Origin of the sequence: Micromonospora sp. DT233, assembly GCF_049841815.1 — a bacterium.
Taxonomy (GTDB): domain Bacteria; phylum Actinomycetota; class Actinomycetes; order Mycobacteriales; family Micromonosporaceae; genus Micromonospora.
This window is the reverse complement of sequence record NZ_JBNCLB010000002.1, coordinates 210,094-234,825: the sequence shown is the minus strand read 5'-3', so window position 1 is coordinate 234,825 and position 24,732 is coordinate 210,094. Positions and strand designations below refer to the sequence as shown.

The following is a 24,732-nucleotide window of genomic DNA, read 5'->3' as shown; positions in this document are numbered from 1 at the left end:
GCCGGCATCACCGGTGCGCACCCCCGCCGCTGGTGACCATCGCCACGACCGGACCCGACCGGCGCGGAGCAGGCCCGCCGCCCTTGCCGACCTCGGCGGATCGCCGTGGGTGGGCGACGCCGGGGCGGTGGTCGGCGTACCGTTGTCGGCGCGGCACGGGTGCGTCGGGCCTCTCGGTCGTGACGACCGGGCCGCCGCGGGCCGCCGGCAGGTCCCGTGCCGGCGGCCCGCCCCCGCTGCCCGCGCTCACCGGCCCGTCCACGCGCTCCCTGCCCCGGGCCCGTCGTCCGTCGCCACGACCGTCAGCCCTGCACGCTGGCGGGCTGGGGCTCGGCGTCGAGCGAAACCACCGGGTCGGGGCGGGTGAACTGGGACTGGTAGAGCCGGTGGTACGCCCCCCGGGCGGCCAGCAGATCCTCGTGCGTGCCCTGCTCGACGATGCTGCCGTTCTCCATCATCAGGATCAGGTCGGCGTCACGGATCGTGGAGAGCCGGTGGGCGATCACGAAGCTGGTCCGGTCCGAGCGCAGCGCCGCCATGGCCCGCTGGAGCAGCACCTCGGTGCGGGTGTCCACCGAGCTGGTCGCCTCGTCGAGGATCAGCAGCGACGGCTCGGCCAGGAACGCCCGCGCGATGGTGATGAGCTGCTTCTCGCCGGCGCTGATGTTGCTGGCCTCCTCGTCGATGAGGGTGTCGTAGCCGTCGGGGAGGCTGCGCACGAAGCGGTCGACGAAGGTGGCCCGGGCGGCGGCGACGATCTCCTCCTCGCTGGCGCCCGGCCGGCCGTAGGCGATGTTGTCGCGGATGGTGCCGCCGAAGAGCCAGGTGTCCTGCAGCACCATGCCGACCCGGCCGCGCAGGTCGGCCCGGCTCAGGGTGGTCACGTCCACCCCGTCGAGGGTGATCCGGCCGGCGTCCAGCTCGTAGAAGCGCATGATCAGGTTGACCAGGGTGGTCTTGCCCGCCCCGGTCGGCCCGACGATGGCCACCGTGTGCCCCGGCTCGGCGACCAGCGACAGGTCGGAGATCAGCGGCTTGTCCGGCTCGTACCGGAAGGAGACGTGCGCGAACTCGACCCGGCCGTGCGGGTCGGTGACCCGGGCCGGCACCGCCGGGTCGGCGCTCTGCTCCGGCGCGTCGAGGACGGCGAAGACCCGCTCCGCGGAGGCCACCCCGGACTGCAGCAGGTTGGCCATCGCGGCGACCTGGGTGAGCGGCTGGGTGAACTGCCGGGAGTACTGGATGAACGCCTGCACGTCGCCGAGGCTCATCGTCCCCGAGGCCACCCGCAGCCCGCCGACCACGGCGATCGCCACGTAGCTGAGGTTCCCGACGAACATCATCGCCGGCATGATGATCCCGGAGATGAACTGCGCGCCGAAGCTGGCCCGGAAGAGTTCCTCGTTCTTGGCGGTGAAGTCGGCCTCCACCTCGCGCTGCCGGCCGAAGACCTTGACCAGCTCGTGGCCGCTGAACGCCTCCTCGATCTGGCCGTTGAGCTCGCCGGTGTGCTTCCACTGGGCGACGAACTTCCGCTGCGACCGCTTGGCGATCTGGCCGGTCACCAGCACCGACAGCGGCACCGCGACCAGGGCGACCAGGGCCAGCAGCGGCGAGATCCAGAACATCATGACCAGCACGCCGACGAGGGTGAGCAGCGAGGTGAGCAGCTGGCTCAGGGTCTGCTGCAGGGTCTGCGAGATGTTGTCGATGTCGTTGGTGACCCGGCTGAGCAGCTCGCCGCGGGGCTGCTTGTCGAAGTACGGCAGCGGCAGCCGGTTGAGCTTCTCCTCCACGTCGGCGCGCAGGCGCAGCGTGGTGCGCTGCACCACGTCGTTGAGCAGCCAGCCCTGCCACCACAGCAGCAGGCCGGCCGTCAGGTAGAGCCCGAGCGCCAGCAGCAGCACCCGGCTCAGCGCGGTGAAGTCGATGCCCGCCCCGGGCACCACGTCCATCCGGGCGAGCATGTTGGCGAAGTTGTCGTTGCCGGCGGCGCGCGCCGCCGCCACGGCCTGCTCGGCGGTGGTGCCGGCGGGCAGTTGGCGGCCGAGCGCCCCGCTGAAGATCAGGTCGGTGGCGTGACCGAGGACCTTGGGCCCGTACACGCTGAACGCGACGCTGACCACGGCGAGGCCGACGGCGGCGAGGAGCGGGAGACGATGCGGGCGTAGCCGGCCCAGCAGCCGCCGGGCCGACGGCCCGAAGTTCATCGACTTCTCCGCCGGCATACCGGCGGCCCACGGCGGGCCACCGCGCTGCGCGGCCGGGGGTAGTCGTCTCGGTGGGCCCTGCGCGTCGGCCGGTTGCGGGGCCGAGGGCTTCTGCGCCGGTACGGCGGTCATGCCGGCACCCCCGCGGTCTGCTGGGAGGCGACGATCTCCGCGTACGTCGGGCAGTCCTGCAACAGTTCGGCGTGTCGGCCCATCCCGACGATGCCCCCGTCCTCGAGCACGATGATCTGGTCGGCGTCGATGATCGTGGAGACCCGTTGGGCCACGATCAGCACGGCCGCGTCCGCGGTGACCGGCCGCAGCGCCGCCCGCAGGCGGGCGTCGGTGCTGAGGTCGAGCGCCGAGAACGAGTCGTCGAAAAGGTAGATCTCCGGGCGGCGGACCAGGGCGCGGGCGATGGCCAGGCGTTGCCGCTGCCCGCCGGAGACGTTGGTGCCGCCCTGCGCGATCGGGGCGTACAGCCCCTCGGACAGCTCGGCGACGAAGTCCCGGGCCTGGGCGACCTCCAGGGCGGCCCAGAGCTCCTCGTCGCCCGCGTCCGGGTTGCCGTACCGCAGGTTGCTGGCGATCGTGCCGGTGAACAGGTACGGCCGCTGCGGCACCAGGCCGATGCGCCGCCACAGCTCGTCGGGGGCCAGGTCACGGACGTCCACCCCGTCGACCAGCACCTCGCCGGCGGTGGCGTCGACCAGCCGGGGGATGAGGCTGAGCAGGGTGGTCTTGCCGGACCCGGTGCTGCCGATGATCGCCGTGGTGCGACCGGCCGTGATCCGGAACGAGATGTCGTGCAGCACCGGCTCGCTCGCCCCCGGGTACTGGAAGCGCACGTCGCGCAGCTCCAGCTCGCCCCGGCCGGCGACCTCGGTGACCGGCGCGGTCGGCGGGACCACCGACGAGTCGGTGTCGAGCACCTCGACGATCCGCTCGGCGCAGACGGCGGCGCGCGGCACGATCATCAACATGAAGGTGGCCATCATGACCGCCATCAGGATCTGCATCAGGTACTGCAGGAAGGCGGCGAGCGCGCCGACCTGGATCTGACCGGCGTCGACGCGTTGCGCGCCGAACCACAGCACCGCGACGCTGGAGAGGTTGAGGACCAGCATCACCACCGGGAAGATCAGGGCCATCAGCCGGCCGATGCGCAGGGCGGTCGCGGTGAGGTCGGCGTTGGCGCGGCCGAACCGCTCGGTCTCGTACGGCTCGCGGACGAACGCCCGGACCACCCGGATGCCGGTGATCTGCTCGCGCAGCACCCGGTTGACGGTGTCGATCCGGGTCTGCATGAGCCGGAAGCCGGGGACCATGCGTCGGGCGATCAACCCGACCAGGATGGCCAGCACCGGCACGGAGACCAGCAGCAGCCAGGAGAGCCCGACGTCCTCGCGTAGCGCCATCACCACCCCGCCGACGCTCATGATCGGCGCGGTGACCAGCATGGTGCAGCTCATCAGCACCAGCATCTGCACCTGTTGCACGTCGTTGGTGTTGCGGGTGATCAACGAGGGGGCGCCGAACCGGGCCACCTCGCGGGCGGAGAAGCGGTTGACGTGGCTGAAGAGCGCCCCCCGCACGTCCCGGCCGAAGCCCATCGCCGTCCGCGCGCCGAGGTAGACCGCGGCGACCGAGCAGGCGATCTGGACGAGGCTGACCAGCAGCATCCAGCCGCCGGTGCGCAGGATGTAGCCGGTGTCGCTGCGGGCCACGCCCTGGTCGATGATGTCGGCGTTGAGGCTCGGCAGGTAGAGCGAGGCGATCGTGCCGACGAACTGGAACGCCACCACCGCCGCCAGCGGCCGATGGTAGGGACGCAGGTGGGTGCGGAGCAGCCGGATCAGCATGCCCGGCCCTCCGGTCTCGCGTCGGGACCCGTCATCTGTGGCTCCTCTCCACTGGCGATGACCTCGAACAGGAACTGCCGGATGATGGCCGCCTTCGCGGGGTCGGCGTCGATCGAGGTCAGTGGCCCGGTGTTGCGCATCAGGGCGATGAGTTTGGCGACCCGCTCCCGGCCGGCGGGGGTCAGGGCCAGCCGTACGCTGCGTCGGTCGGCGTCGTCGCGGTGCCGTTCCACCAGGCCGTCGCGTTCCAGCGTGTCGATGATTCCGGTGAGGGTGGCCGGCCGGACGAAGCAGCGCTCGGCGACCGCCCGGTGCGGCAGCTCGCCGTGCCGGGCGAGGGTGATCAGGGTGCCCATGCCGGCCTGGGTGAGGCCGTGCTCCTCGGCCAGGTGGCGGTTCCATCGTTGGCCGACAATGTGACCGGCGGTCACCAGCAGCCGACCGAGCGGCACGTCCCCCGCCCCGATTATCCCGTCCATGCGGCGAGGTTAGCCCCCTGATAGTCAGGGCCCAAACGAATTTGTCGCGCGTCACCCGAACGGGTGGCGGCGGTGCCCGGCCGCATCGCGGCGGGAAGCCACGGGCCGGCCGATCGGCGGAAAGCTCGCCCGTCAAGTATCTTGGCAGGCGTGAAATATGGACAGGGAGCCGGCCGCTGGTGGGGGCTGCTGGCGATCAGCCTCGGCGTGGCAATGATCATCGTGGACGCCACGATCGTGAACGTCGCCGTGCCGCAGATCATCGAGGACCTGGGTATCACCTCCACCGACGCACAGTGGGTGCAGGAGGCGTACACCCTGGTCTTCGCGGCGTTGCTGCTGGTCGCCGGGCGCCTCGCCGACCGGGCGGGGCGGCGGCGGATGTTCGTCGCGGGGGTGGGCGTCTTCGTCGCCGCGAGCGTCCTCGCCGCGCTGGCCGGCTCAGGCGAGACGCTGATCGGCGCCCGCGTGCTCCAGGGCGTCGGCGGGGCGATGATGCTGCCCACCTCGATCTCCCTGCTCAACGCCAACTTCGTCGGCCGCGAGCGCGGCATCGCCTTCGCGGTCTGGGGCTCCACCATCGGCGGCTCCGCCGCCCTCGGGCCGCTGCTCGGGGGCTGGCTGACCACCGAATACTCGTGGCGGTGGGCCTTCGGCATCAACGTCCCGGTCGGGATCGTCGTCGTCGCGGTCACCCTGGCGCTGGTCGCCGAGTCCCGCGACGAGCGGGCCGAACGGGGCGTCGACCTCGTCGGCGCGCTGCTGTCGGTGGTCGGCATGACCGGCGTGGTCTTCGCCCTCATCGAGGGACGCACCTACGGTTGGTGGGCGCGGGAGCGGCCGTTCAGCCTCTTCGGGCTGGACTGGACCGCCCCGATCTCGCCCGTGCCGGTGGCCGGGCTGCTCGGCCTCGCCGCGCTCGGCGCCTTCGTGGCCCACCAGGTGCGCCGCAACCGCGCCGGCCGGGTCGCCCTGCTCGACGTGTCGCTGCTGGGCATCCGTTCGTTCCGCACCGGCATCCTGGCCGCCGCGATCGTCAGCCTGGGCGAGTTCGGGCTGCTCTTCGCCCTGCCACTGTGGTTCCAGAACGTCCTCGGCTACAGCGCGTTCGGCACCGGCGTGGCGCTGCTGCCGCTGGCGCTTGGCAGCTTCCTGGCCAGCGGACTCGGCGCGGCCCTGACCCGGCGGGTCGGCCCGGTCCGGGTCGTCCAGCTCGGGGTCGCCGCCGAGCTGGTCGGCGTGGCCGGGCTGGGGCTCGTGGTCGCCCCGGACACCACCTGGTGGGCCCCGGTCGGCTTCCTCTTCGTCTACGGCGTCGGCGTCGGCCTGGCCACCGCCCAGCTCACCGGGGTCTCCCTGGCCGAGGTGCCGGTGCGGCGCAGCGGTCAGGGCTCCGCCCTGCAGAGCACCGCCCGGCAGGTGGGCTCCGCGCTCGGCATCGCCGTGCTCGGCACGGTGCTCTTCGCCGGCCTCGGCGGCATCCTGGGCGACCGCCTCGCCGACCAGCCCGGCCTGAGCGCCGACCAACGCGACGGGGTGGTCACCGCGGTGAAGGAGAGCGCCGGCGCGGCCATCGGCGGGCTGGCCGACGACCCGCGCACCGCCGCGATCGCCGAGGAGGCCAAGGCCGCCTTCTCCGAGGCCACCCGGTACGCGGCCTTCGCCGCCGCCGGCTTCCTGCTGATCGGCCTGGTCGCCTGCGCCCGGCTTCCCCGCGCCAACGACGCCACCGCCGACGCCGACGACGCCACCGCCGACGACGCCACCGCCGAGAAGGCCACCGCCACCGCCACCGCCACCGACGCCAGCGCCGAAGTCGACGCCGGTCGGGCTGCCGCCGCCGAGGGCGGCCCGGCGGCGCGGGCCACCGACTGAGCGCCACCGCCGCACGCCGTCCGCTCTCCGGCTGGCCGGGCCGGGCCGACCGAGGCCCCGCCCGGCGAGCCGGTCACCAGCTCGTCGGCAGCGGCATCCCCTCGGTGTAGCCGGCCGTGCTCTGCACCCCGACCAGCGCCCGGTCGTGGAACTCGGTCAGGTCCCGCGCGCCCGCGTACGTGCAGGCGCTGCGCACCCCCGCGATGATCTCGTCGATCAGGTCCTCCACGCCGGGGCGGTTCGGGTCCAGGTACATCCGCGCCGAGGAGATGCCCTCCTCGAAGACCGCCTTGCGGGCCCGGTCGAACGGGCTGTCGTCGCCGGTGCGCGCGCTGACCGCCCGCGACGACGCCATCCCGAAGCTCTCCTTGTAGCGCCGCCCGTCCGCGTCGGTGTAGAGATCCCCCGGCGACTCGTACGTGCCGGCGAACCAGGAACCGATCATCACGTTCGACGCCCCGGCCGCCAGCGCCAGCGCCACGTCGCGGGGGTGTCGCACCCCGCCGTCGGCCCAGACGTGCCGGCCCAGCTCCCGGGCCGCCGTCGCGCAGTCGAGCACCGCCGAGAACTGCGGCCGCCCCACCCCGGTCATCATCCGGGTGGTGCACATCGCGCCCGGCCCGACGCCCACCTTCACGATGTCCGCACCGGCGGCGACCAGGTCGCGTACCCCGTCGGCGGTGACCACGTTGCCGGCCGCGATCGGGACGCCCGGGTCGAGCGCGCGGACCGACCGCAGCGCGGCCAGCATCCGCTCCTGGTGGCCGTGCGCGGTGTCCACCACCAGGGTGTCCACCCCGGCCGCCAGCAGCGCGGCGGACTTGCCGGTGACGTCGCCGTTGATCCCCACGGCCGCCGCGATCCGCAACCGGCCCCGGTCGTCCACCGCCGGCCGGTAGAGGGTCGCGCGCAGCGCGCCCTTGCGGGTCAGCACCCCGACCAGCCGGCCCGCGCCGTCCACCACCGGCGCGAGCCGCCGCCGGCCCGCCGAGAGCCGGTCGAATCCGGTACGCGGATCCGCGTCCGACGGCACCGTGTGCAGCTCGGTCGACATCACGTGCCGAAGCTGGGCGAACCGGTCCACCCCGACGGTGTCCGCCTCGGTCACCACGCCCAGCGGGCGCTCCTGCTCGTCGACCACCACCACCGCGCCGTGCGAGCGCTTCGGCAGCAGGTGGATGGCGTCGCCGACGGTGTCGGTCGGGCCGAGGGTGATCGCCGTGTCGTACACGAGGTGCCGCCGCTTGACCCACTCGACGACGTTGGCCACCACCTCGATCGGGATGTCCTGCGGGATCACCGCGATGGCCCCGCGCCGGGCCACGGTCTCGGCCATCCGCCGGCCGGCCACCGCCGTCATGTTCGCCACCACCAGCGGGATCGTGGTGCCCGTGCCGTCCGAGGTCGCCAGGTCGACGTCCAGCCGGGAGCCGACCTGCGAGCGGGCCGGCGCCATGAAGACGTCGTTGTAGGTCAGGTCGTGCGCGGGTACCGCGCCATGAAGGAACCTCACCCGGCCATCATTCCCGGCCCCGGGCCGCGCCGCCGCCACTGGTGACGGAAAAGACCCCCTACCAGCGGAAGACCCCTACCGGGCAGGGCGAGGCCGGCCCGTCCCGTTGGGGCCGCGCCGGCCGGGCGGCGCTCAGCCGATGGTGCAGATCGTCGCGCCGGCGGTGATGGTCGCCCCGGCCTCGGCCGCGAGGCCACCGATGGTGCCCGCCTTGTGCGCGTACAACGGCTGCTCCATCTTCATCGCCTCCAGGACGACGACGAGATCGCCCTCGGCGACGGCGTCCCCGTCCGCCACGGCGATCTTGACGATGGTGCCCTGCATCGGGGAGGTGAGCGCGTCGCCGCCGACCGTCGCGGCGGCCTTCGCCCCACCGGAACGGCGGGCCGGCTTCCTGCCGGCGGGAGCGGCTGCCGCCGTACCCGAGCCGAGGCCGGCGGGGAGGGTCACCTCCAGCCGCTTGCCGCCCACCTCGACCACGACGGTCTCGCGCTCGGCCGCGCCCTCGGCGGGGCCGGCGGCGGCGGCGAACGGCGGGACGGTGTTGTCGAACTCGGTCTCGATCCACCGGGTGTGCACGGTGAACGGCTCGGCGGTGAACGCCTCGTCGCGCACCACCAGCCGGTGGAACGGCAGGGCCGTGGCCATCCCGTCGAGGATCATCTCGTCCAGCGCCCGCCGGGCCCGCTCCAGCGCCTCGGTCCGGGTCGCCCCGCTGATGATCACCTTGGCCAGCAGGGAGTCGAAGTTGCCGCCGATCACGTCGCCGGCCGAGATGCCGGTGTCGACCCGGACCCCCGGGCCGGTGGGCAGCCGCAGCGCGGTGACCGTGCCCGGCGCGGGCAGGAAGTTGCGGCCCGGGTCCTCGCCGTTGATCCGGAACTCGATGGAGTGCCCGCGCGGGGCCGGGTCCTCGGTCAGCCGCAGCTCCTCGCCGTCGGCGATCCGGAACTGCTCGCGGACCAGGTCGATGCCCGCCGTCTCCTCGGTGACCGGGTGCTCGACCTGCAACCGGGTGTTGACCTCCAGGAAGGAGACGGTGCCGTCCGCGCCCACCAGGTACTCCACCGTGCCGGCGCCGTGGTAACCCGCCTCCCGACAGATCGCCTTGGCGCTGTCGTGGATCTGGGCCCGCTGGGCGGCCGTGAGGAACGGCGCGGGCGCCTCCTCCACCAGCTTCTGGTGGCGGCGTTGCAGCGAGCAGTCGCGGGTGCCCACGACCACCACGTTGCCGTGCTGGTCGGCGAGGACCTGCGCCTCGACGTGCCGGGGCTTGTCCAGGTACCGCTCGACGAAGCACTCGCCCCGCCCGAACGCGGCGACCGCCTCCCGGGTGGCCGACTCGAACAGCTGCGGGATCTCCTCCATCGTGCGGGCCACCTTCAGGCCGCGCCCGCCGCCGCCGAAGGCGGCCTTGATGGCCACCGGCAGGCCGTACTCGGCGGCGAAGGCGAGCACCTCCTCCGGGCCGGCGACCGGGTCGGCGGTGCCGGGGACCAGGGGAGCGCCGGCCCGCTGGGCGATGTGCCGGGCGGTGACCTTGTCACCGAGGTCGCGGATCGCCTGCGGGGTGGGGCCGACCCAGGTCAGGCCCGCATCGACGACCGCCTGGGCGAAGTCGGCGTTCTCGGAGAGGAAGCCGTACCCGGGGTGCACCGCGTCCGCGCCGGCCCGCGCGGCGACGTCGATCAGCTTGTCGATCCGCAGGTACGACTCGGCTGCGGTGTCGCCACCCAGGGCGTACGCCTCGTCGGCCAGGGTGACGTGCAGGGCGTCCCGGTCGGAGTCGGCGTAGACGGCCACGCTGCCCAGGCCCGCATCACGGCAGGCGCGGACGACGCGGACGGCGATCTCGCCGCGGTTGGCGATGAGTACCTTGCGCACCTTGGTTACTCCTCCCGGGGGACACTGCCGGGGAGTTTATCGGCCCACCGCGTCACCCTAACGACCGCTCAGTGCGCGAGGTTGGCGCGACCTGGTCGAGAACGGCCAACCACATCTCCGCCTCGGCCCGCTCTCGCTCCCGCCCCCGTGAGCAACACGATGGGCGGTCAGCGCACCCGGGCGAGCGTCAGCCCGTCGGCGATCGGCAGGAGCACCGGCTCCACCCGGACGTCGGCCATGACCTCGTCGTTGAACGCGGCCACGGCCCGGTCCTCGGCGTTCTGCGGGGCGATCACCCGGCCCCCGCGCAGCGTGTTGTCCACCGCCACGATCCCGCCCGGCCGCATCCGCGGCACCAGCTCCGCCCAGTAGACCGGGTAGCCCGTCTTGTCCGCGTCGATGAACGCGAAGTCCAGGTGCCGCTCGTACGGCAGCTCACGCAGCGTCTCCCCGGCCGGCCCGATGCGCAGCTCGATCCGCTCGGCGACCCCGGCCCGCGCCCAGTAGCGCCGGGCAATGCCGGTGTACTCCTCCGAGATGTCGAAGCAGGTCAACCGGCCGTCGTCGGGAAGCCCTCGGGCGATCGCCAGCGACGAGAGCCCGGTGAAGGTGCCCACCTCCACCGCCCGCCGCGCCCCGAGCAACCGGGTGAGCAACGTCAGCAACGCCGCCTGCTCCGGCGCCACCTGCATCGTCGCCTGCGCCGGCAGCACGGCGCGCGTCTCCTCGACCAGATCGCGCATCACGTCGTCCGGCGTCGAGCCGTGGGCCACGACGTACGCGTGCAACTCGGGAGTCAGCGGCAGCGGCTTGGTCGTCATGGCAGCAACCTAGCCCAGCGGCTCGATCGACTGGCCCCCCGGCGCGACCTTCGTCCAGAGGTCGATGATCCGCACGTCGAGCTTGCCGAGGAGGCTGCGCAGCAGCGGCAGGGAGAGCCCGACCACGGTCCCCGGATCGCCCTCGATACCGTCGAGGAAGGCCCCGCCGAGGCCGTCGATGGTGAACGCCCCGGCCACGGCGAGCGGCTCGCCCGTCTCGACGTACGCGAGAATCTCGTCGTCGCTGATGTCGGCGAACCGGACGACGGTCGAGGCGACGGCCTCGGCGCGCGTCTGCCGGCCCAGGTCGATCAGGCAGTGCCCGGTGTGCAGCACCCCGCTGCGCCCCCGCATCCGCTGCCAGCGCCGCACGGCGTCCGCCGCGTCGGCGGGCTTGCCGAGGATCTCGCCGTCGAAGGCGAGCACGGAATCGCAGCCCAGCACCAACATCCGCTCCTGCGGCCCCTCCGAGCCCTCCGACTTCTGCGGGCCGTGCGGGTTGTCGGAGTTCTGCGGGTGCTCCGGGTCCTGCGGGTTCTCCGGGGCTGGTTGCAGTCGGCGGGCCACCGCCTGTGCCTTGAGTCGGGCCAACTCCAGGCACAGGTCCTCGGCCCGCTCGCTGGTCACCTGGGACTCGTCGACCCCGCTGACCAGCACATCGGGCTGGATACCGGCGGCATGCAGGAGCTTGCGGCGGGCAGGGCTCGCCGAGGCGAGCACGAGACGGAGCGGCATCGAGTTCGGCACCCGGTCGACGCTACCGGCTACCTACTTCGTCGCACCGACGGCACGCCCCGACCCCTCCTTGGTCAACTCGATGTCAATGACACCGGTGTTCGAGGGCTCGGATACCGCTATGTCACTGACATCGAGTTGAACAAGGGCGCTGCCTGCCCAACCACGGATGCGGGCCGGTCACCGGCTGATCCGAGGTGGCGGATCGTCGCCTCGGCGCCGACGTCGGGCGATCAGTGCCCAGGCACCTCCGGCCGCCACGATCACGCCCAACGTGGCCAGCCCGCGTATCGTCGCCCAACTCTGGCCCCCGTCATCGCCCGGCTCCGCGACCGCCGTCGTGGTCGACCCTGACCCGGCGGGTGCACTCGCCGACGTCGACTCGAAACCCAACGGCGGTACGTCTTCCGTCAACGCGGCGACCAGGTCAATGACCCCGTAGCCGTACTCGTCGTCGCGGCCCGGAGGGCCCTTGTCGACGGCGGTGGCGGTCAACCGGTGCACAACTTCGGCAGCGGGGAGGTAAGGGTATTTGGAACGGACCAGGGCAGCAGCCCCCGCAACGATCGCGGTTGCATCTGATGTGCCGGTGCCTTTGCGGTACTTGCCGTTGATGCTAGTGCTGTAGATATCGACGGCCGGCGCAACGATGTCCAGCTCTGGGCCAGTGACAGATACAGCAGCGCGCTTGCCTTTTTGGTCGATTCCACCTACTGCTAAAACGCCGGGCTCTCGTGCAGGGTAGCCGACGATATGTTCAACGGGGCGATTTCCCGCCCCTGCCACTATCACGATGTCTGAGGCAAGTGCTGTGCCGATTGCTTGACTAAGTCGGCGGCTGGTTGCGCCGCTGCTGGAAATGCTGATGATGTCCACGCCGCGCGAAATCGCAAACTCGATTCCTTGAGCCAGTTCGTCGGGGTCGCCATCGCTGCTTGGTGGTGAGGAAAATATTGGTAGTATCTTGGCCTTGGGGGAGATGCCGAAGGCGCCTGTGCCATTGGGTTGACCATGCGCGGCAATAAGTCCTGCCATGCCTGTCCCGTGGCTGTTCCTGTCTCGTTGGCCGTTGCCAGTTCCGCCCGCAAGGATATCGGTTCCGAGGAGTAAATTTCTGCGTAGATCGGGATGCGGCTCTACTCCGGTATCCGGTACGGCTACCACCACCCCTTCCCCCTGGCTGTGCCGGTGACACTCCGTCATGTGTAGATACTGGAGATGCCATTGCGTCAATCGCCTCGACTCGGCAGGTTTTACCGCAGCTTCGCTGGCTGTTACGCCGATATTCAAGTCAAGCGTTACGTGTAGTAGTAGCAGCGCTGCTGTTGCAAACCCCAGCCTCCTCATCGGACAAAGCCAATAGCAGGGCCTGGATCTATCGGACCTGTTTCGCTAGGTGGGCGGACGACGGGAGCTACTCCCTGGCGAGTTTCCCATGGGTGGTCGGGATCCCATTCATCTGCCTTGTCGTAGTCGCCGTCAAGATTCGTTGAGTGGCTTGGTTTGTTGTTCCTTGTAATTGCAGAGTTGGCTGGATGCAAAACATTGGGAACGTTGCCCTGTCCTGCCCTGCTTTGAATGGGGCGGGATCCTGTGGCTCCACTCGGGGCTGTCCCGACGCCCCCGCCTCCGATAACGCCACCTACCGGATTGACGCGGCGTGGTGAAGTGTTGGCGCCAGGCTTCCCGAAGCCTGAAGAGGGTGTCCCGCCTATAATCCCAGATGTCGGAGTGGAATTCGGAAAAGGTGCTCGTGGAGTGCTGTTGCTTTCTCCGGAAGGGCGGGCGGCGGGCCCAATTGAGCTTCGCGGTGGTGGGGTGAGGAGATTTTTGCCCATGCCCATGCCGGTGCTGGGCGGAGGGATTTCCGGTGGTTTGGGGCTAAGAGAATTCGCTTGGTGTGTATTATTTATTTCGGGATAGGCCGGTATGTGCCGAGGTGCTGTTAAATCAATGTTTGCTCCGCCAAGAATGGGGCCTACGCGATGCGACATGGGCACTTCAACTGGGTCAGCTCCCGAATTGGCGCGCCGCATGGAAGTGCTACCTGCTAGCCGCGTAGGTGCCGGAATAACAGGGGGGATAGCGGGAGTTGGAGGAGTGTCATCTCCAAGATCCGCAGGCTCTCCGTCGTCAATGCGCGGCCTTGGTGCCGGTGGTTGGCGGAGCATTGCTTGGGCCTGTTGGAGTTCTCCGCTGATCCCGTACATGACCGTGCGGGCTCGGCTGTTGATCCTCTCCAGTTCGGCGTCGGTCACCGGCTCGTCCGGCACCCGGCTTCCCATGGCGGCCTTGGGGTCCGCGAGCGTGGCCTCGAAGGTCCGCTTCTGTTGGAGCTTGTCCACGTACTCGTCGTGCAGGGGCTTGAGCTTGACGCGGGCGCTGCTGATGGCGCGGGTGGCGGCGGCGAGGGCGTCGTAGTTCGCGGCGGCGGCGTCGTGGGTGCGTTGCACCTTGTCGATGAGGTCGTCGAGCTCGCCCAGGTAGGCGCGGGCGGCGGCGTTGGTGGCCGGTGGCCACGCCTCGGCCAGGCCCCGTCGGTATTCCTTGAGCCGGCCCAGGTGGGTCTGCGCCAGATCGCAGACCTTGCGCCAGCCGGCGACCTGCTTCCAGTGCCCGGCGGTGTCGTGGTCCCGGATGCAGGCCCACATGCTGAGCAGGTCCATCAGCCGCCAGTCGGTGAGGCCGGACGTCCGGCCGCCGCCGCGCTCGATCATGGAAGAACCGCCCGCGTCGGGCCGCCGTCGGGGCCTGTGGGATCGGCCAGGGTCGGCAGACCCCGGGTCGGGGTGCCCGCCTCGGGGTGGGCGAGGGCGCGCTCCACGTCGGAGACGCGGGCCGAGGAGAAGGCGTCGGCGTCGGCGTACGCCGTGGCGATCCTGCCGGCGGCGTTGGCCAGGTGACCGGTGGCCCCACCGACGGACCAGACCATGGCGGCGGCGGCCTTCTGGGTCTCGTGGTGGGCCTGGAGGAACTGCACCAGCTCGACAAAGGCGTCCGCCGGGTTGGGGATCTGCGCCTTCATGTCGTCGGCGATGTAGGGCAGGTGCGGGGCGTAGTTGCGCTCGACCTCGGCTTGGAGCTTGTCGGCGAACTCCCGCAGTTGGCGGATGTCGGCCTCGATGCCGCCATAGTCGCGCAGCCAAGGCGCCGGGCGGCCCTCCTCGGGGATCATCGACTCTCCCTACCTGTCACACCACCGTTTCCCTGAGTGAGGTTAACGGTTGCCCCTGACACCAGGCAGCCCCGAAATGGACCTGGCGTCAGCGGGGCAGGCCGGAGGCGCGCCACGCGCCCGGACCGGCGGTGGGCGTGGCGCCGCCCGGTCGGCCGCTGCGGGCCCAGGTGGAGACGGGGGCCGGTGCGGCAGCGGCGGCGGGCCGGGTCCGGGAGACGATCGCGCCGACCAGAGCGGCCAGTTCCTCGGGGGTCGGCACCCCCCGGATCACCCGAAACAGCGGCTCTTCGGCAGACATGAGGTCAGGGTACGCGTCACCAACTTGACCTTCGCCGCATAGTGGCGTGCCGGCGGTGTAGGGCGAGCCGTGGGCGGGTACCGTCTCCCCGATGTCGAACGCGCTTCCCCAACTCGTCGCCGACCGGTACCGGCTCCTCTCGCCGCTCGGCCAGGGCGGCATGGGTCGGGTCTGGAAGGCGCGTGACGAGGTCCTGCACCGGGACGTGGCGATCAAGGAATTGGTCCCACCGCCCAGTCTCACCCCAGAGGAGCGCCGCGAGATGCGGGAACGCTCCCTGCGGGAGGCCCGCGCGATCGCGCGGCTCAACCACGTCAACGTGGTCCGCATCTTCGACGTGCTGCGCACCGACGGCGATCCGTGGATCGTCATGGAGTACGTCCCGTCGAAGTCCCTCCAGGACGTCCTGGCCGACGAGGGGCCGGTCTCTCCGGCCAAGACCGTCGAGATCGGTCTCGGGGTGCTCGGCGCGTTGAAGGCGGCGCACAAGGCCGGCGTCATGCACCGCGACGTGAAGCCCGGCAACGTGCTGGTCGGCGACGAGGGTCGGGTGGTGCTGACCGACTTCGGGTTGGCCACCATCCCCGGCGACCCGAACGTGACCCGCACGGGCATGGTGCTCGGCTCGCCGGCGTACATCGCACCGGAGCGGGCGCGCGACGGCACCGCCGGGCCGGAGGCCGACCTGTGGTCGCTGGGGGCGACGCTCTACGCGGCCGTCGAGGGCAAGTCGCCGTACGCCCGCCCGTCGGCGATCGCCACCCTGGCCGCGCTGGCCACCGAGCCGATGCCGCCGCCGAAGAACGCCTCCGGGCCGCTCAAGGCGGTCCTCACCGGCCTGCTGCACAAGGACCCGGCGGAGCGGATGGACGCCGTGACGGCGGAGCGGCTGCTGCGCCGCGCCAGCGGCCGTCGGGCGAAGGGCATCTCGCTGCTCGACGGCGTACGCCGGCCGGGGCCGAACGGCCCGCGCGAGCCGCGCCCGCCGCTGGTGCCGGCCCCGCGACCGGCCGAAGGGTCCACGGACCGGCCGGTCAGCCCGCCCGCGCCTCGTGGCCCGTCGGCCGGCGGCGCGGTGCCGGGCGCGGCGGCCGCTGCTGCCGCTGCCGCCGCGAGCGGTGAGGACGCGACCACGAAGATGGCGCAGAGCGGTGACGTCGCGCCGACCGCGAAGATCGACGCATCGTCCCCGCGCGTCGACGCCGACCCGACCGCCAAGATCGCGGATCCGACGCCGGACGCCACCGATTCGTCCGGCCACGCCACCGGCTCGTCCGGGCAGGTCGTCGGGGCCGCTGCGGCGGCGTCGGCCGACGGGACCCGACTGGACGCCGACGCTCCGCGGCCATCGGCCGCCGCGCCGCGCGGGCCGGGCGGCCCGACCTCGGTGCTGCCGCCCCCGGATGGCCTGGCCCCCTCGTCGTCCGGGCGGGCCACCGTCGTCGCCGGCGGCAAGCCCGACAACCGCCGACGCAACCTGTTGATCGGCGCGCTGGTGGCGGTCCTGCTGATCGGCTTGGCGCTGGCGGTGCCGCTGCTCACGGGCGGCGGTGACGGCGACGAGAAGCCGGTCGGCCCGCAGGCGGGCGCGACGTCGGCGGCCGCGTCCTCGGCCCCCGCGCCGTCCTCGGCCGCGCCAGCGACCAGCAGCGCCGCGCCGCCCAGCCCGACGCCGTCGGCCACGCCGTCGGCCGACCCGGACGCCCTGCCGGCGGGCTGGACCGTCTACAAGCATCCGAGCGGCTTCTCCGTGCCGCTGCCGAAGGGCTGGCGGCGCACCGGCGGCCGCGGCGACACCGCCATCTTCACGGAGAACGGCGGAGTGGGTGAGCTGCTCATCCAGTGGGGCGACAATCCGCAGCGCGACGCGTACGCCGACTGGCGGGAGCAGGAGCCGTACCGGAAGAACCAGCCGGGGGTCAACAACTACAAGTACCTCTCCATCAAGCGCTGCGACTACTTCATCACCTGCGCCGACTGGGAGTGGCTGGAGAGCCGGGACAACACCCGGATCCACGTCCGCAACCGGGGCTTCGCCACCGCCAAGAACCGGGGGTACGCCCTGCGGTGGGAGGTGGCGGAGAAGGACTGGCGGGCACGGCTGGCCGACTTCGACCGGATCGCCAAGGGCTTCAAGCCCGACCGGTAGGGCCAAGGCGGGGGCGGCAGCGCTGACCAGCGGGGATTCCCGCTGGTCAGAAAGTCATTCGCATGACCTTCCCGGATGCGGGGTACATAACCTCGCAGACGGAAGGAGGCACGACAATGGGACACCGAATCAGGGACACCCGGCCCCGACTGGCGCTGTGGATGCTCGTCGCCCTCGGCGACGTGGTGCTGCTGCTGGTGAGCGCGGGTCTGCCGGTGCTGCTCACGTTGTTCGGCGTCGTGACCGTCACCGCCGCGGGCGTGGCCGTCTGGCGGCTGGGCCGGCGGCGCGCGCTGGCCCGCGAGGACCGGATCGCCGCCCCGATCGCGGCGGCACCGCTGGTGTCGAGGCGCAGGGCCTGACCCCGGTCATCGAGGTGACGAGCTGGCGGCAGCCGGACCAGTTGTCGACCGTACGGTCGCAGCCGATCCCGCTGCCGCCAACTGTCGTTCCGGGCCTGGCGATCAGGTGTTGTTCGCCAGGGCGATCAGCCGGTCACGGGCGCCGTTCCAGTAGTTGCGGTCGACGTTGCCGCTGATGCCGGAGACCGCGCCGGTGCTGGTGTACTGCCAGAAGCTGTAGAACGACGCGCCGGCCGGCAGGGCCCCCGGGGTGCTCGCCCAGCGGGCGACCCAGAGCGGGTGGTTGGCCCACGGCGCGGTCCAGCTGCCGGTGCACTGGTTCCACCAGCTCGCGGTGGTGTAGATGACGGCGTACCGGCCGGTGCGGGAGCGGTAGGTGTTGAGGAAGTTCTGCACCCAGTTGCGCATCCCCGTGGTGCTCAGGCCGTAGCAGTAGCCGCCGGCGTACGGATTGCCCTCCAGGTCCAGCGCCGCCGGCAGGGTGCGGCTGTCCGCCGACCAGGCGCCGCCGTTGCTGGCCAGGTAGTTGGCCTGCACCGCGCCCGAGGAGATGTTCGGCCGCGCGAAGTGGTACGCCCCCCGGATCACCCCGGCGTTGTACGAGTTGACGTAGTTGGCGTTGAATCTCGGGTCCTTGTAGCTCGTGCCCTCGGTGGCCTTGATGAAGGCGAACTGCACACCGGCGTTGCGGACGCTGCTCCAGTTGATCGAGCCCTGGTAGTTCGAGACGTCGACGCCGGGGGTGGTGGCCGCCGCCGCGGGGCCGGCGGTGGCGACGAGGGTCGCGGCGGCGGCGGCGAGCACGGTGAGGCCGGCGGCGAGCAGCCGGCGCGGGGCGAGTCGAGTACGGGTCACGGTTGCCTCCAGAGACACCAGTCGATTGACATACATCATTGAAGTGTGTTGCCCTGATCGCAAGGGCGGCTGAAGAAAGTCTTCTCCGTGCGGCGTGACGAATCAGTCCACATTGGACAGCTGTCGGGTCTGCCGCCAGCTGCCGTCCGGCCCTCCGACCCCGGAAGGACTGCCATGACGATCACGGCTGCGCCGGTGCCGCCGCTGGCCTCCCACCAACTGCTGCTGTTTCTGCTCCAGGTGGGGCTGCTGCTGCTGGTCGCCCTCGTCCTCGGTCGGGTGGCGCAGCGGCTCGGGCTGCCGGCGGTGGTCGGTGAGTTGCTGACCGGCGTGTTGCTCGGCCCCTCGGTGCTGGGGGTGCTGGCACCCGGCGTCGAGCACTGGCTGCTGCCCGCCGACCCGGCCCAGGTGCACCTGCTCGACGCCGTGGGCCAACTGGGCGTCGTGCTGCTGGTCGCGGTGGCCGGTCTGCACCTGGACCTCAAGCTGGTCCGGCGACGGGCCGGCACGGTCGGCGCGGTGACCGCCGGCGGTCTGCTGGTCCCCCTCGGCCTCGGCATCACCGCCGGCCTGCTGGCCCCGGCGGTGCTGCTGGCCGACAAGGACGAGCAGATCGTCTTCGCCCTCTTCCTCGGCGTGGCGATGTCGGTCAGCGCCGTGCCGGTGATCGCCAAGACGCTCACCGACATGCGCCTGCTGCACCGGGACGTCGGGCAGCTCATCCTGGCCACGGCATCGCTGGACGACGCCGCCGCCTGGTTCCTGCTCTCGCTGATCTCGTCGCTGGCGGTGAGCGCCTTCACGCTCGGGCAGGCGGGGCTCGCCCTGCTCCACCTCGTCGCCTTCATCGCCGTGGCCGTCCTGGTCGGCCGGCCGCTGACCCGGCTCGCCATGCGCTGGGCCAACGCCCAACCCGACGTCGGGGCGGCCAACGTGGTCGCCGTGGTGATCGTCCTGACGTCGGTGGCCTCGGCGCACGCCCTGGGCCTGGAGGCGATCTTCGGGGCGCTGGTGGCGGGCATCCTGATCGGCCTACCCGGCAACGGCGATCCGGCCCGGCTCGCGCCGCTGCGTACGGTGGTGCTGGCGGTGCTGGCCCCGCTCTTCCTGGCCACCGCCGGGCTCCGGGTCGACCTGCGGGCCCTGGCCGACCCGGTGGTGCTCGTCTCCGGACTGGTGATCCTGGCCCTCGCCGTGCTGGGCAAGTACACCGGCGCCTACCTGGGCGCGCGGCTGGCCCGGCAGAGCCACTGGGAGGGCGTGGCTCTCGGTGCCGGGCTGAACGCACGAGGGGCGGTGGAAATCGTCATCGCGATGGTCGGGCTGCGCCTGGGCGTGCTGAACACCGCCATGTTCACGATCGTGGTGCTGGTCGCGGTCTTCACCTCGATCATGGCCCCGCCGATGCTGCGGTTGACCATGCGGCGGATCGAGCAGAACGCGGAGGAGACGCTGCGGGAGAGCCGCCAACTGGAGTGGGGGACCAGGCCCGCGCCGGCCCGAGAACCGAGCTGACCCCCACCGGCGCGACGGTGCCGCGACCCGGCGAGCCGAGCCGGACCGCTAGGCTGCGGCCCCGTGGACCTCATCGACGGGCCGAGCGCCGTCTGGAACGAACTCCTCGGCGCGCAACCCGACCCGCCGTCGCTGCTGGTCCTGGTCACCGCCGTGGTCGCGGTGGCGGTGGTCGCCGCCCGGCTGCCCTGGCGGATCGCCCGCCACGCGGTGACCATCGCCCACGAGGGCGGCCATGCGCTGACGGCCCTGCTCACCGGGCGGAAGCTGCACGGCGTCCGGCTGCACTCGGACACCTCCGGGCTCACCCTGTCGGCCGGCCGCCCCACCGGGCCCGGCATGATCCTCACCCTGCTCGCCGGGTACGTCGCCCCGTCCCTGCTCGGGCTGGCCGGGGCGTGGCTGCTCGCCGGCAACCGGATCACCCTGCTGCTCTGGGTCGCGGTGGCGCTGCTGCTGGCCATGCTGGTGATGATCCGCAACGTCTACGGGGTGCTCTCGCTGCTGGCCACCGGCGGTGTGGTCTTCGCCGTCTCCTGGTTCGCCACCCCGCAGGTGCAGGCCGCGTTCGCCTGGATCTGCGTGTGGTTCCTGCTCTTCGGCGGGGTGCGGCCGGTGTTCGAACTGCAGCGGCTGCGCGGCCGGGGCCGGATGCCCGAGTCCGACGCCGACCAGTTGGCCCGGCTCACCCCGTTCCCGCCGCTGTTCTGGGTGGCGCTCTTCGCCCTGGTCAACCTGGCGGCCTTGGCCGTCGGCGGGGCGCTGCTGGCCGGCCCGCTGCTGGCCGACGCGGGGCTCACCACCTGACACAATGGGCCCGGTGCGATACGTGATCATCGGTGCCGGGGCGGTCGGCGGCACCATCGGCGTACGACTGGGGCAGGCCGGCCTCGCCGTGACCCTGGTGGCGCGCGGCGCGCACCTGGCCGCGATCCGGGAGCGCGGGCTGACCCTGCACGCCCCCGACGGCGAGGTCACCGCCCGGCTGCCCGCCCGTGAGGGGCCCGGCGACCGGCCGCTGCCCGCCGACACGGTGCTGCTGCTCACCGTCAAGTCGCAGGACACCGCCGGGGCGCTGGCGGCCTGGGCGGACGCCCCGGTGGCCGGCGGCGGCACGGCGGGACAGCGGCTGGCGCTCTTCACCGCCCAGAACGGGGTGGCCAACGAGCCGGCCGCGCTGCGGCTCTTCGACCGGGTGCACCCGGTCTGCGTCTGGCTGCCGGCCACCCACCTGGAGCCCGGCGTGGTGGTCGCCAACGGCCACCCGCACCTGGGCATGCTGCACCTGGGCCGCTACCCGTCGGGCGCGGACGCCACCGACGAGCGGGTCGCCGCCGACCTGACCGCCGCCGGCTTCGTCGCCCCGGTCCGCGCCGACGTGATGCGCTGGAAGTACGGCAAGCTGCTGAGCAACCTCGGCAACGGCCTCCAGGCGCTGTGCGGACAGGACGTGCCGCAGGACCTCGCCGACCGGCTCGGCGCGGAGGCGACCGCCGTCCTCGCCGCCGCCGGGATCGCCCACACCACGGCGGCGGAGGAGGCCGCCGAGCGCGGCGACCTGGTGGGGCACGTCAGCGTCGCCGGCCGGGAGCGGGCCGGCGGCTCCACCTGGCAGAGCCTGGCCCGGGGCGTGGGCACGGTCGAGACCGACCAGCTCAACGGGGAGATCGCGCTGCTCGGCCGGCTGCACGGCGTGCCGACGCCGGTGAACGCGGCCGTGCAGCGGGCGATGCGCCGCGCGGCGCGCGAGCGGATCCCGGCGGGCGGATTCCCGCGCACCGACCTCGACGCCGCCATCGCCGCCGAAGAGGCCGCAAATCCCCTGGGCTGAGCCGGCAACCGCGACCCCCGGTCCGCGCGTGTCCCCTGCGACCCAGCCGGGGGAGGTAACCAGGTGCCGGACGTCGACGGATTCGACGAGTTCTACCGAGGCAGCCGACAGCGGCTGCTCGGCTTCGTCTACGCGTTGACCGGCAACCTCGCCGAGTCGCAGGACGCGGTGCAGGAGGCGTACATCCGGGCGTGGCAGCGCTGGTCCACCGTGTGCGGCTACGACGACCCGGAGGCGTGGGTGCGGGTGGTCGCCTCCCGGATCGCGGTCAGCCGGTGGCGCAGCCTGCGCAGCCGGGCGCGGGCGTACCTGCGGCACGGCCCCAGCGAGGCCACCCCCGCGCCGAGCACCGACACCGTCGCCGTGGTGGCCGCGCTGCGCCAGCTCCCCGAGGAGCAGCGCACCGCCATCGCCCTGTACTACCTGCTCGGTATGCCGGTCGCCGAGGTGGCGCGGGAGACCGCCGCCCCGGTGGGCACGGTGAAGGCCCGACTCTCCCGGGGGCGGGCCGCGCTCGCCGGGCTGCTCGCCGTCTCTGACATCGAGGAGGCCGCCGATGCGTGACGACCTGACGTTCGCCGACCAGTTGCACCGGGACCTGCGGGAGATCGACTGGCCGGAGCCGGCGGAGCTCCGCGCCCGCGCCCGCCGCCGCAGCCGGCGTACGGCGGCGGTGGCGGCGACCGCCGTGCTGGCCGTGACGTCGGTCGTCGGCCTGGCGCTCGGCGGCCCGGAGGGTGGGACCGGCGTGCCGCCGGCGGCGTCCGGCCCCGACGCGTCGGGCTCGTCGGCCGGTGGGGCGCGACCCGGCCGGGCCGAGATCCCGCCGGAGGCCCTGCTGGCCCCGGCCGACCTCGCGGTACGCAACAACGTGCGGCTCAGCGACACGGGGCTGGGGGAGCCGGTCCAGGTGGACCCGCTGCTGGAGGCCTGCGCGGCGGCCAGGGGGCTGTCGGCGGTGACGCCGCTGTCGCGCTACTCCCGGTCGCAGACCCTGCTCCAGGACGACACCCCCGGCCCGGACGGCCCCTCGGGGGTGCCGATCCTCACCCAGGACGTCTACCGCCTCACCGCCGGGGACGCCGCCGGGGTCTTCGCCACGCTGGACCGGACGGCGGCCGGCTGCGCCGGCTGGCGCAGTTTCTCCCCACGGTCCCTGGGTGACGACGCCGCCCTGACGCCGATGTCGGTGGCCCTCAGCTGGCAGGTGGTAAGCCGAGACTTCGCCGGCGACCAGGCCGTCCTGCTGCGGCTGATCCATTCGGAGGAGGTGGACGCGGAGACGGGCCGGCCGGTCGGCTGGCAGTTCTCGAGCGAGCCCCGCGTGCTGGTGCGGGTCGGCGACCTAGTCACCGTGATCGTGCCGGCGACCGGCCTGGGGGCCGGCGGGCCGAGTCGCGACATGAACCGGAAGAGCGACGCAGAGCTGCTGGACCTGGGCCGGGCCGCCGCCCGACGGATGTGCCTCGCCGCCAACCCGTCCTGCTGACCCCGCCGGCGAAGCATGCGGGCCCCGCCCGGGGGAAGCGGCACGGGCCCCCGCCCAGGGCAGGGGCCCGCACGACGGCTACAGCGGGATGTTGCCGTGCTTCTTCGGGGGCAGCGTCTCCCGCTTGGTGCGCAGCACCCGCAGCGCGCGGACGATCTGGGCGCGCGTCTCGTGCGGCGGGATCACCGCGTCGACGTACCCCCGCTCCGCGGCGACGTACGGGTTGGACAGGGTGTCCTCGTACTCGGCGATCTTCTCGGCCCGCACCGCCGCCGGGTCGTCGGCGTTCGCCAGCTCCGCGCGGTACAGGATGTTCACCGCGCCCTGCGCGCCCATCACCGCGATCTGGGCGGTCGGCCAGGCGAAGTTCAGGTCCGCGCCGAGGTGCTTGGAGCCCATCACGTCGTACGCCCCGCCGTACGCCTTGCGGGTGATCACCGTGACCTTCGGGACGGTGGCCTCGGCGTACGCGTAGATCAGCTTGGCGCCCCGGCGGATGATGCCGTCCCACTCCTGGCCGGTGCCGGGCAGGAAGCCGGGAACGTCCACGAAGGTCAGCACCGGCACGTTGAACGCGTCGCAGGTGCGCACGAAGCGGGCCGCCTTCTCCGACGCGGCGATGTCCAGCGTGCCGGCGAAGTGCATCGGCTGGTTGGCGACCACGCCGACCGGACGCCCCTCGACCCGGCCGAAGCCGACCACCATGTTCTGCGCGTAGAGCGGCTGGACCTCCAGGAACTCCCCGTCGTCGAGGACGTGCTCGAGGACCCGGTGCATGTCGTACGGCTGGTTGGCCGAGTCCGGGATCAGGGTGTCCAGCTCCCGATCGGCGTCGCTGACCGCCAGGTCGGCCGGGGCGTCGAAGACCGGCGGCTCGTCCAGGTTGTTCGACGGCAGGTACGACAGCAGCGCCTTGACGTACTCGATCGCGTCGGCCTCGTCGACGCCGAGGTAGTGCGCGTTGCCGCTGCGCGCGTTGTGCGTCCGGGCGCCGCCCAGCTCCTCCATCCCCACGTCCTCGCCGGTGACCGTCTTGATCACGTCGGGGCCGGTGATGAACATGTGCGAGGTCTGGTCGACCATCACGGTGAAGTCGGTGACCGCCGGGGAGTAGACCGCGCCGCCCGCGCAGGGACCCATGATCAGGGAGATCTGCGGGACGACGCCGCTGGCCCGCACGTTGCGGAAGAAGATCTCGCCGTAGAGGCCGAGGGCGGCGACGCCCTCCTGGATGCGCGCGCCGCCGGAGTCGTTGATGCCGACGACCGGGCAACCGATCTTCATGGCCAGGTCCATCACCTTGAGGATCTTCTCGCCGAAGACCTCGCCGAGCGAGCCGCCGAAGACCGTGAAGTCCTGCGAGAAGACGCAGACCTGCCGGCCGTCGACGGTGCCGTAGCCGGTGATCACCCCGTCGCCGTAGGGCCGGGTCCGGTCCAGCCCGAAGTTCGTGGAGCGGTGCCGGGCGAACTCGTCGAGCTCCACGAAGGAACCCTCGTCGAGCAGCAACTCGATGCGCTCCCGGGCGGTCTGCTTGCCCCGCGCGTGCTGCTTCTCCACCGCCCGCGCCGACCCGGCATGCACCGCCTCGTCGATGCGGCGCTCCAGGTCCGCCAGCTTGCCGGCGGTGCTGTGCATGTCGATCCCGGTCTCGGTAGTCACCAGGGAAATATAGC

20 protein-coding genes and 1 pseudogene are annotated in these 24,732 nt (G+C 72.2%); 8 read left to right on the top strand and 13 right to left on the bottom strand.

From position 1 onward, the window contains the following. Positions 1–302 precede the first annotated feature (302 nt). From ACLQ2V_RS05190 to ACLQ2V_RS05180, 3 genes are read right to left on the bottom strand one after another with little or no spacing between them, the layout of a single operon-like run. Complete coding sequence (locus ACLQ2V_RS05190) at positions 303–2,342, bottom strand: ABC transporter ATP-binding protein (RefSeq protein ID WP_425717206.1); 2,040 nt, start codon at positions 2,340–2,342, stop codon at positions 303–305. Continuing rightward, on the bottom strand, positions 2,339–4,072 hold the full coding sequence (locus tag ACLQ2V_RS05185; protein ID WP_425717205.1) for an ABC transporter ATP-binding protein: 1,734 nt from the start codon (positions 4,070–4,072) through the stop codon (positions 2,339–2,341). The genes ACLQ2V_RS05190 and ACLQ2V_RS05185 overlap by 4 nt, the downstream gene beginning before the upstream one ends. Beyond that, complete coding sequence (locus ACLQ2V_RS05180) at positions 4,066–4,551, bottom strand: MarR family winged helix-turn-helix transcriptional regulator (protein WP_425717204.1); 486 nt, start codon at positions 4,549–4,551, stop codon at positions 4,066–4,068. Before ACLQ2V_RS05180 ends, ACLQ2V_RS05185 begins: the two co-directional genes overlap by 7 nt. 213 nt (positions 4,552–4,764) lie before the next feature. Here ACLQ2V_RS05180 and ACLQ2V_RS05175 point away from each other — a divergent pair. Further along, a pseudogene (locus ACLQ2V_RS05175) lies at positions 4,765–6,333 on the top strand (MFS transporter); the annotation flags it as partial. A 166-nt stretch (positions 6,334–6,499) separates the two neighbouring features. On the opposite strand, the gene ACLQ2V_RS05170 reads toward ACLQ2V_RS05175, so the two are convergent. The 8 genes from ACLQ2V_RS05170 to ACLQ2V_RS05135 form a co-directional block, all read right to left on the bottom strand. Further along, a complete protein-coding gene (locus ACLQ2V_RS05170) occupies positions 6,500–7,939 on the bottom strand; it encodes a GuaB1 family IMP dehydrogenase-related protein (RefSeq protein ID WP_425717203.1) in 1,440 nt (479 codons plus the stop codon). 132 nt (positions 7,940–8,071) lie between these two features. Continuing rightward, a complete protein-coding gene (locus ACLQ2V_RS05165) occupies positions 8,072–9,823 on the bottom strand; it encodes an acetyl/propionyl/methylcrotonyl-CoA carboxylase subunit alpha (protein WP_425717202.1) in 1,752 nt (583 codons plus the stop codon). 167 nt (positions 9,824–9,990) lie between these two features. Then, positions 9,991–10,644, bottom strand: coding sequence for an O-methyltransferase (locus ACLQ2V_RS05160; protein ID WP_425717201.1), 654 nt, complete (start codon positions 10,642–10,644; stop codon positions 9,991–9,993). 9 nt (positions 10,645–10,653) lie between these two features. After that, complete coding sequence (locus ACLQ2V_RS05155) at positions 10,654–11,391, bottom strand: Maf family protein (protein ID WP_425717200.1); 738 nt, start codon at positions 11,389–11,391, stop codon at positions 10,654–10,656. A gap of 168 nt (positions 11,392–11,559) precedes the next feature. Further along, positions 11,560–12,726: a type VII secretion-associated serine protease mycosin gene (mycP, locus tag ACLQ2V_RS05150; RefSeq protein ID WP_425717199.1), complete on the bottom strand. Its 1,167-nt coding sequence runs from the start codon at positions 12,724–12,726 to the stop codon at positions 11,560–11,562. Further along, positions 12,723–14,096 (bottom strand): hypothetical protein, encoded by a 1,374-nt coding sequence (locus tag ACLQ2V_RS05145; protein WP_425717198.1) that lies wholly within the window; start codon positions 14,094–14,096, stop codon positions 12,723–12,725. The genes mycP and ACLQ2V_RS05145 overlap by 4 nt, the downstream gene beginning before the upstream one ends. Then, complete coding sequence (locus ACLQ2V_RS05140) at positions 14,093–14,554, bottom strand: hypothetical protein (protein WP_425717197.1); 462 nt, start codon at positions 14,552–14,554, stop codon at positions 14,093–14,095. The genes ACLQ2V_RS05145 and ACLQ2V_RS05140 overlap by 4 nt, the downstream gene beginning before the upstream one ends. 88 nt (positions 14,555–14,642) lie before the next feature. Further along, the gene (locus ACLQ2V_RS05135; RefSeq protein ID WP_425717196.1) at positions 14,643–14,855 is read right to left on the bottom strand and encodes an acyl-CoA carboxylase subunit epsilon; all 213 of its coding nucleotides are present in this window, start codon (positions 14,853–14,855) and stop codon (positions 14,643–14,645) included. Between the two features lie 91 nt (positions 14,856–14,946). Here ACLQ2V_RS05135 and ACLQ2V_RS05130 point away from each other — a divergent pair, with 91 nt between their 5' ends. Beyond that, a complete protein-coding gene (locus ACLQ2V_RS05130; RefSeq protein WP_425717195.1) occupies positions 14,947–17,004 on the top strand; it encodes a protein kinase domain-containing protein in 2,058 nt (685 codons plus the stop codon). 116 nt (positions 17,005–17,120) lie between these two features. Then, the gene (locus ACLQ2V_RS05125; protein ID WP_425717194.1) at positions 17,121–17,366 is read left to right on the top strand and encodes a hypothetical protein; all 246 of its coding nucleotides are present in this window, start codon (positions 17,121–17,123) and stop codon (positions 17,364–17,366) included. A 102-nt stretch (positions 17,367–17,468) separates the two neighbouring features. On the opposite strand, the gene ACLQ2V_RS05120 is transcribed toward ACLQ2V_RS05125, so the two are convergent. Continuing rightward, positions 17,469–18,221, bottom strand: coding sequence for a GH25 family lysozyme (locus ACLQ2V_RS05120; RefSeq protein ID WP_425717193.1), 753 nt, complete (start codon positions 18,219–18,221; stop codon positions 17,469–17,471). A gap of 174 nt (positions 18,222–18,395) precedes the next feature. Between ACLQ2V_RS05120 and ACLQ2V_RS05115 the strand changes: the two genes are divergently transcribed. From ACLQ2V_RS05115 to ACLQ2V_RS05095, 5 genes are all read left to right on the top strand, one after another. Further along, a complete protein-coding gene (locus ACLQ2V_RS05115) occupies positions 18,396–19,736 on the top strand; it encodes a cation:proton antiporter (protein WP_425717192.1) in 1,341 nt (446 codons plus the stop codon). A gap of 63 nt (positions 19,737–19,799) precedes the next feature. Then, complete coding sequence (locus ACLQ2V_RS05110) at positions 19,800–20,543, top strand: M50 family metallopeptidase (protein ID WP_425717191.1); 744 nt, start codon at positions 19,800–19,802, stop codon at positions 20,541–20,543. A 13-nt stretch (positions 20,544–20,556) separates the two neighbouring features. Beyond that, the gene (locus ACLQ2V_RS05105) at positions 20,557–21,567 is read left to right on the top strand and encodes a ketopantoate reductase family protein (RefSeq protein WP_425717190.1); all 1,011 of its coding nucleotides are present in this window, start codon (positions 20,557–20,559) and stop codon (positions 21,565–21,567) included. 63 nt (positions 21,568–21,630) lie between these two features. Beyond that, complete coding sequence (locus ACLQ2V_RS05100) at positions 21,631–22,131, top strand: SigE family RNA polymerase sigma factor (protein ID WP_425717189.1); 501 nt, start codon at positions 21,631–21,633, stop codon at positions 22,129–22,131. Next, positions 22,124–23,056 carry a hypothetical protein gene (locus tag ACLQ2V_RS05095; RefSeq protein WP_425717188.1) on the top strand — a complete coding sequence of 311 codons (933 nt, stop codon included), beginning with the start codon at positions 22,124–22,126 and terminating at the stop codon, positions 23,054–23,056. Before ACLQ2V_RS05100 ends, ACLQ2V_RS05095 begins: the two co-directional genes overlap by 8 nt. A gap of 78 nt (positions 23,057–23,134) precedes the next feature. On the opposite strand, the gene ACLQ2V_RS05090 is transcribed toward ACLQ2V_RS05095, so the two are convergent. Further along, complete coding sequence (locus ACLQ2V_RS05090; protein WP_425717187.1) at positions 23,135–24,718, bottom strand: acyl-CoA carboxylase subunit beta; 1,584 nt, start codon at positions 24,716–24,718, stop codon at positions 23,135–23,137. Positions 24,719–24,732: the final 14 nt, after the last annotated feature.

Coding starts and splice junctions, on each gene's coding strand:
- ACLQ2V_RS05190 (WP_425717206.1), bottom strand. CDS start 2,342: ATGACCGCCGTACCGGCGCAGAAGCCCTCGGCCCCGCAACCGGCCGAC.
- ACLQ2V_RS05185 (WP_425717205.1), bottom strand. CDS start 4,072: ATGCTGATCCGGCTGCTCCGCACCCACCTGCGTCCCTACCATCGGCCG.
- ACLQ2V_RS05180 (WP_425717204.1), bottom strand. CDS start 4,551: ATGGACGGGATAATCGGGGCGGGGGACGTGCCGCTCGGTCGGCTGCTG.
- ACLQ2V_RS05160 (WP_425717201.1), bottom strand. CDS start 10,644: ATGACGACCAAGCCGCTGCCGCTGACTCCCGAGTTGCACGCGTACGTC.
- mycP (WP_425717199.1), bottom strand. CDS start 12,726: ATGAGGAGGCTGGGGTTTGCAACAGCAGCGCTGCTACTACTACACGTA.
- ACLQ2V_RS05145 (WP_425717198.1), bottom strand. CDS start 14,096: ATGATCGAGCGCGGCGGCGGCCGGACGTCCGGCCTCACCGACTGGCGG.
- ACLQ2V_RS05140 (WP_425717197.1), bottom strand. CDS start 14,554: ATGATCCCCGAGGAGGGCCGCCCGGCGCCTTGGCTGCGCGACTATGGC.
- ACLQ2V_RS05135 (WP_425717196.1), bottom strand. CDS start 14,855: ATGTCTGCCGAAGAGCCGCTGTTTCGGGTGATCCGGGGGGTGCCGACC.
- ACLQ2V_RS05130 (WP_425717195.1), top strand. CDS start 14,947: ATGTCGAACGCGCTTCCCCAACTCGTCGCCGACCGGTACCGGCTCCTC.
- ACLQ2V_RS05125 (WP_425717194.1), top strand. CDS start 17,121: ATGGGACACCGAATCAGGGACACCCGGCCCCGACTGGCGCTGTGGATG.
- ACLQ2V_RS05115 (WP_425717192.1), top strand. CDS start 18,396: ATGACGATCACGGCTGCGCCGGTGCCGCCGCTGGCCTCCCACCAACTG.
- ACLQ2V_RS05095 (WP_425717188.1), top strand. CDS start 22,124: ATGCGTGACGACCTGACGTTCGCCGACCAGTTGCACCGGGACCTGCGG.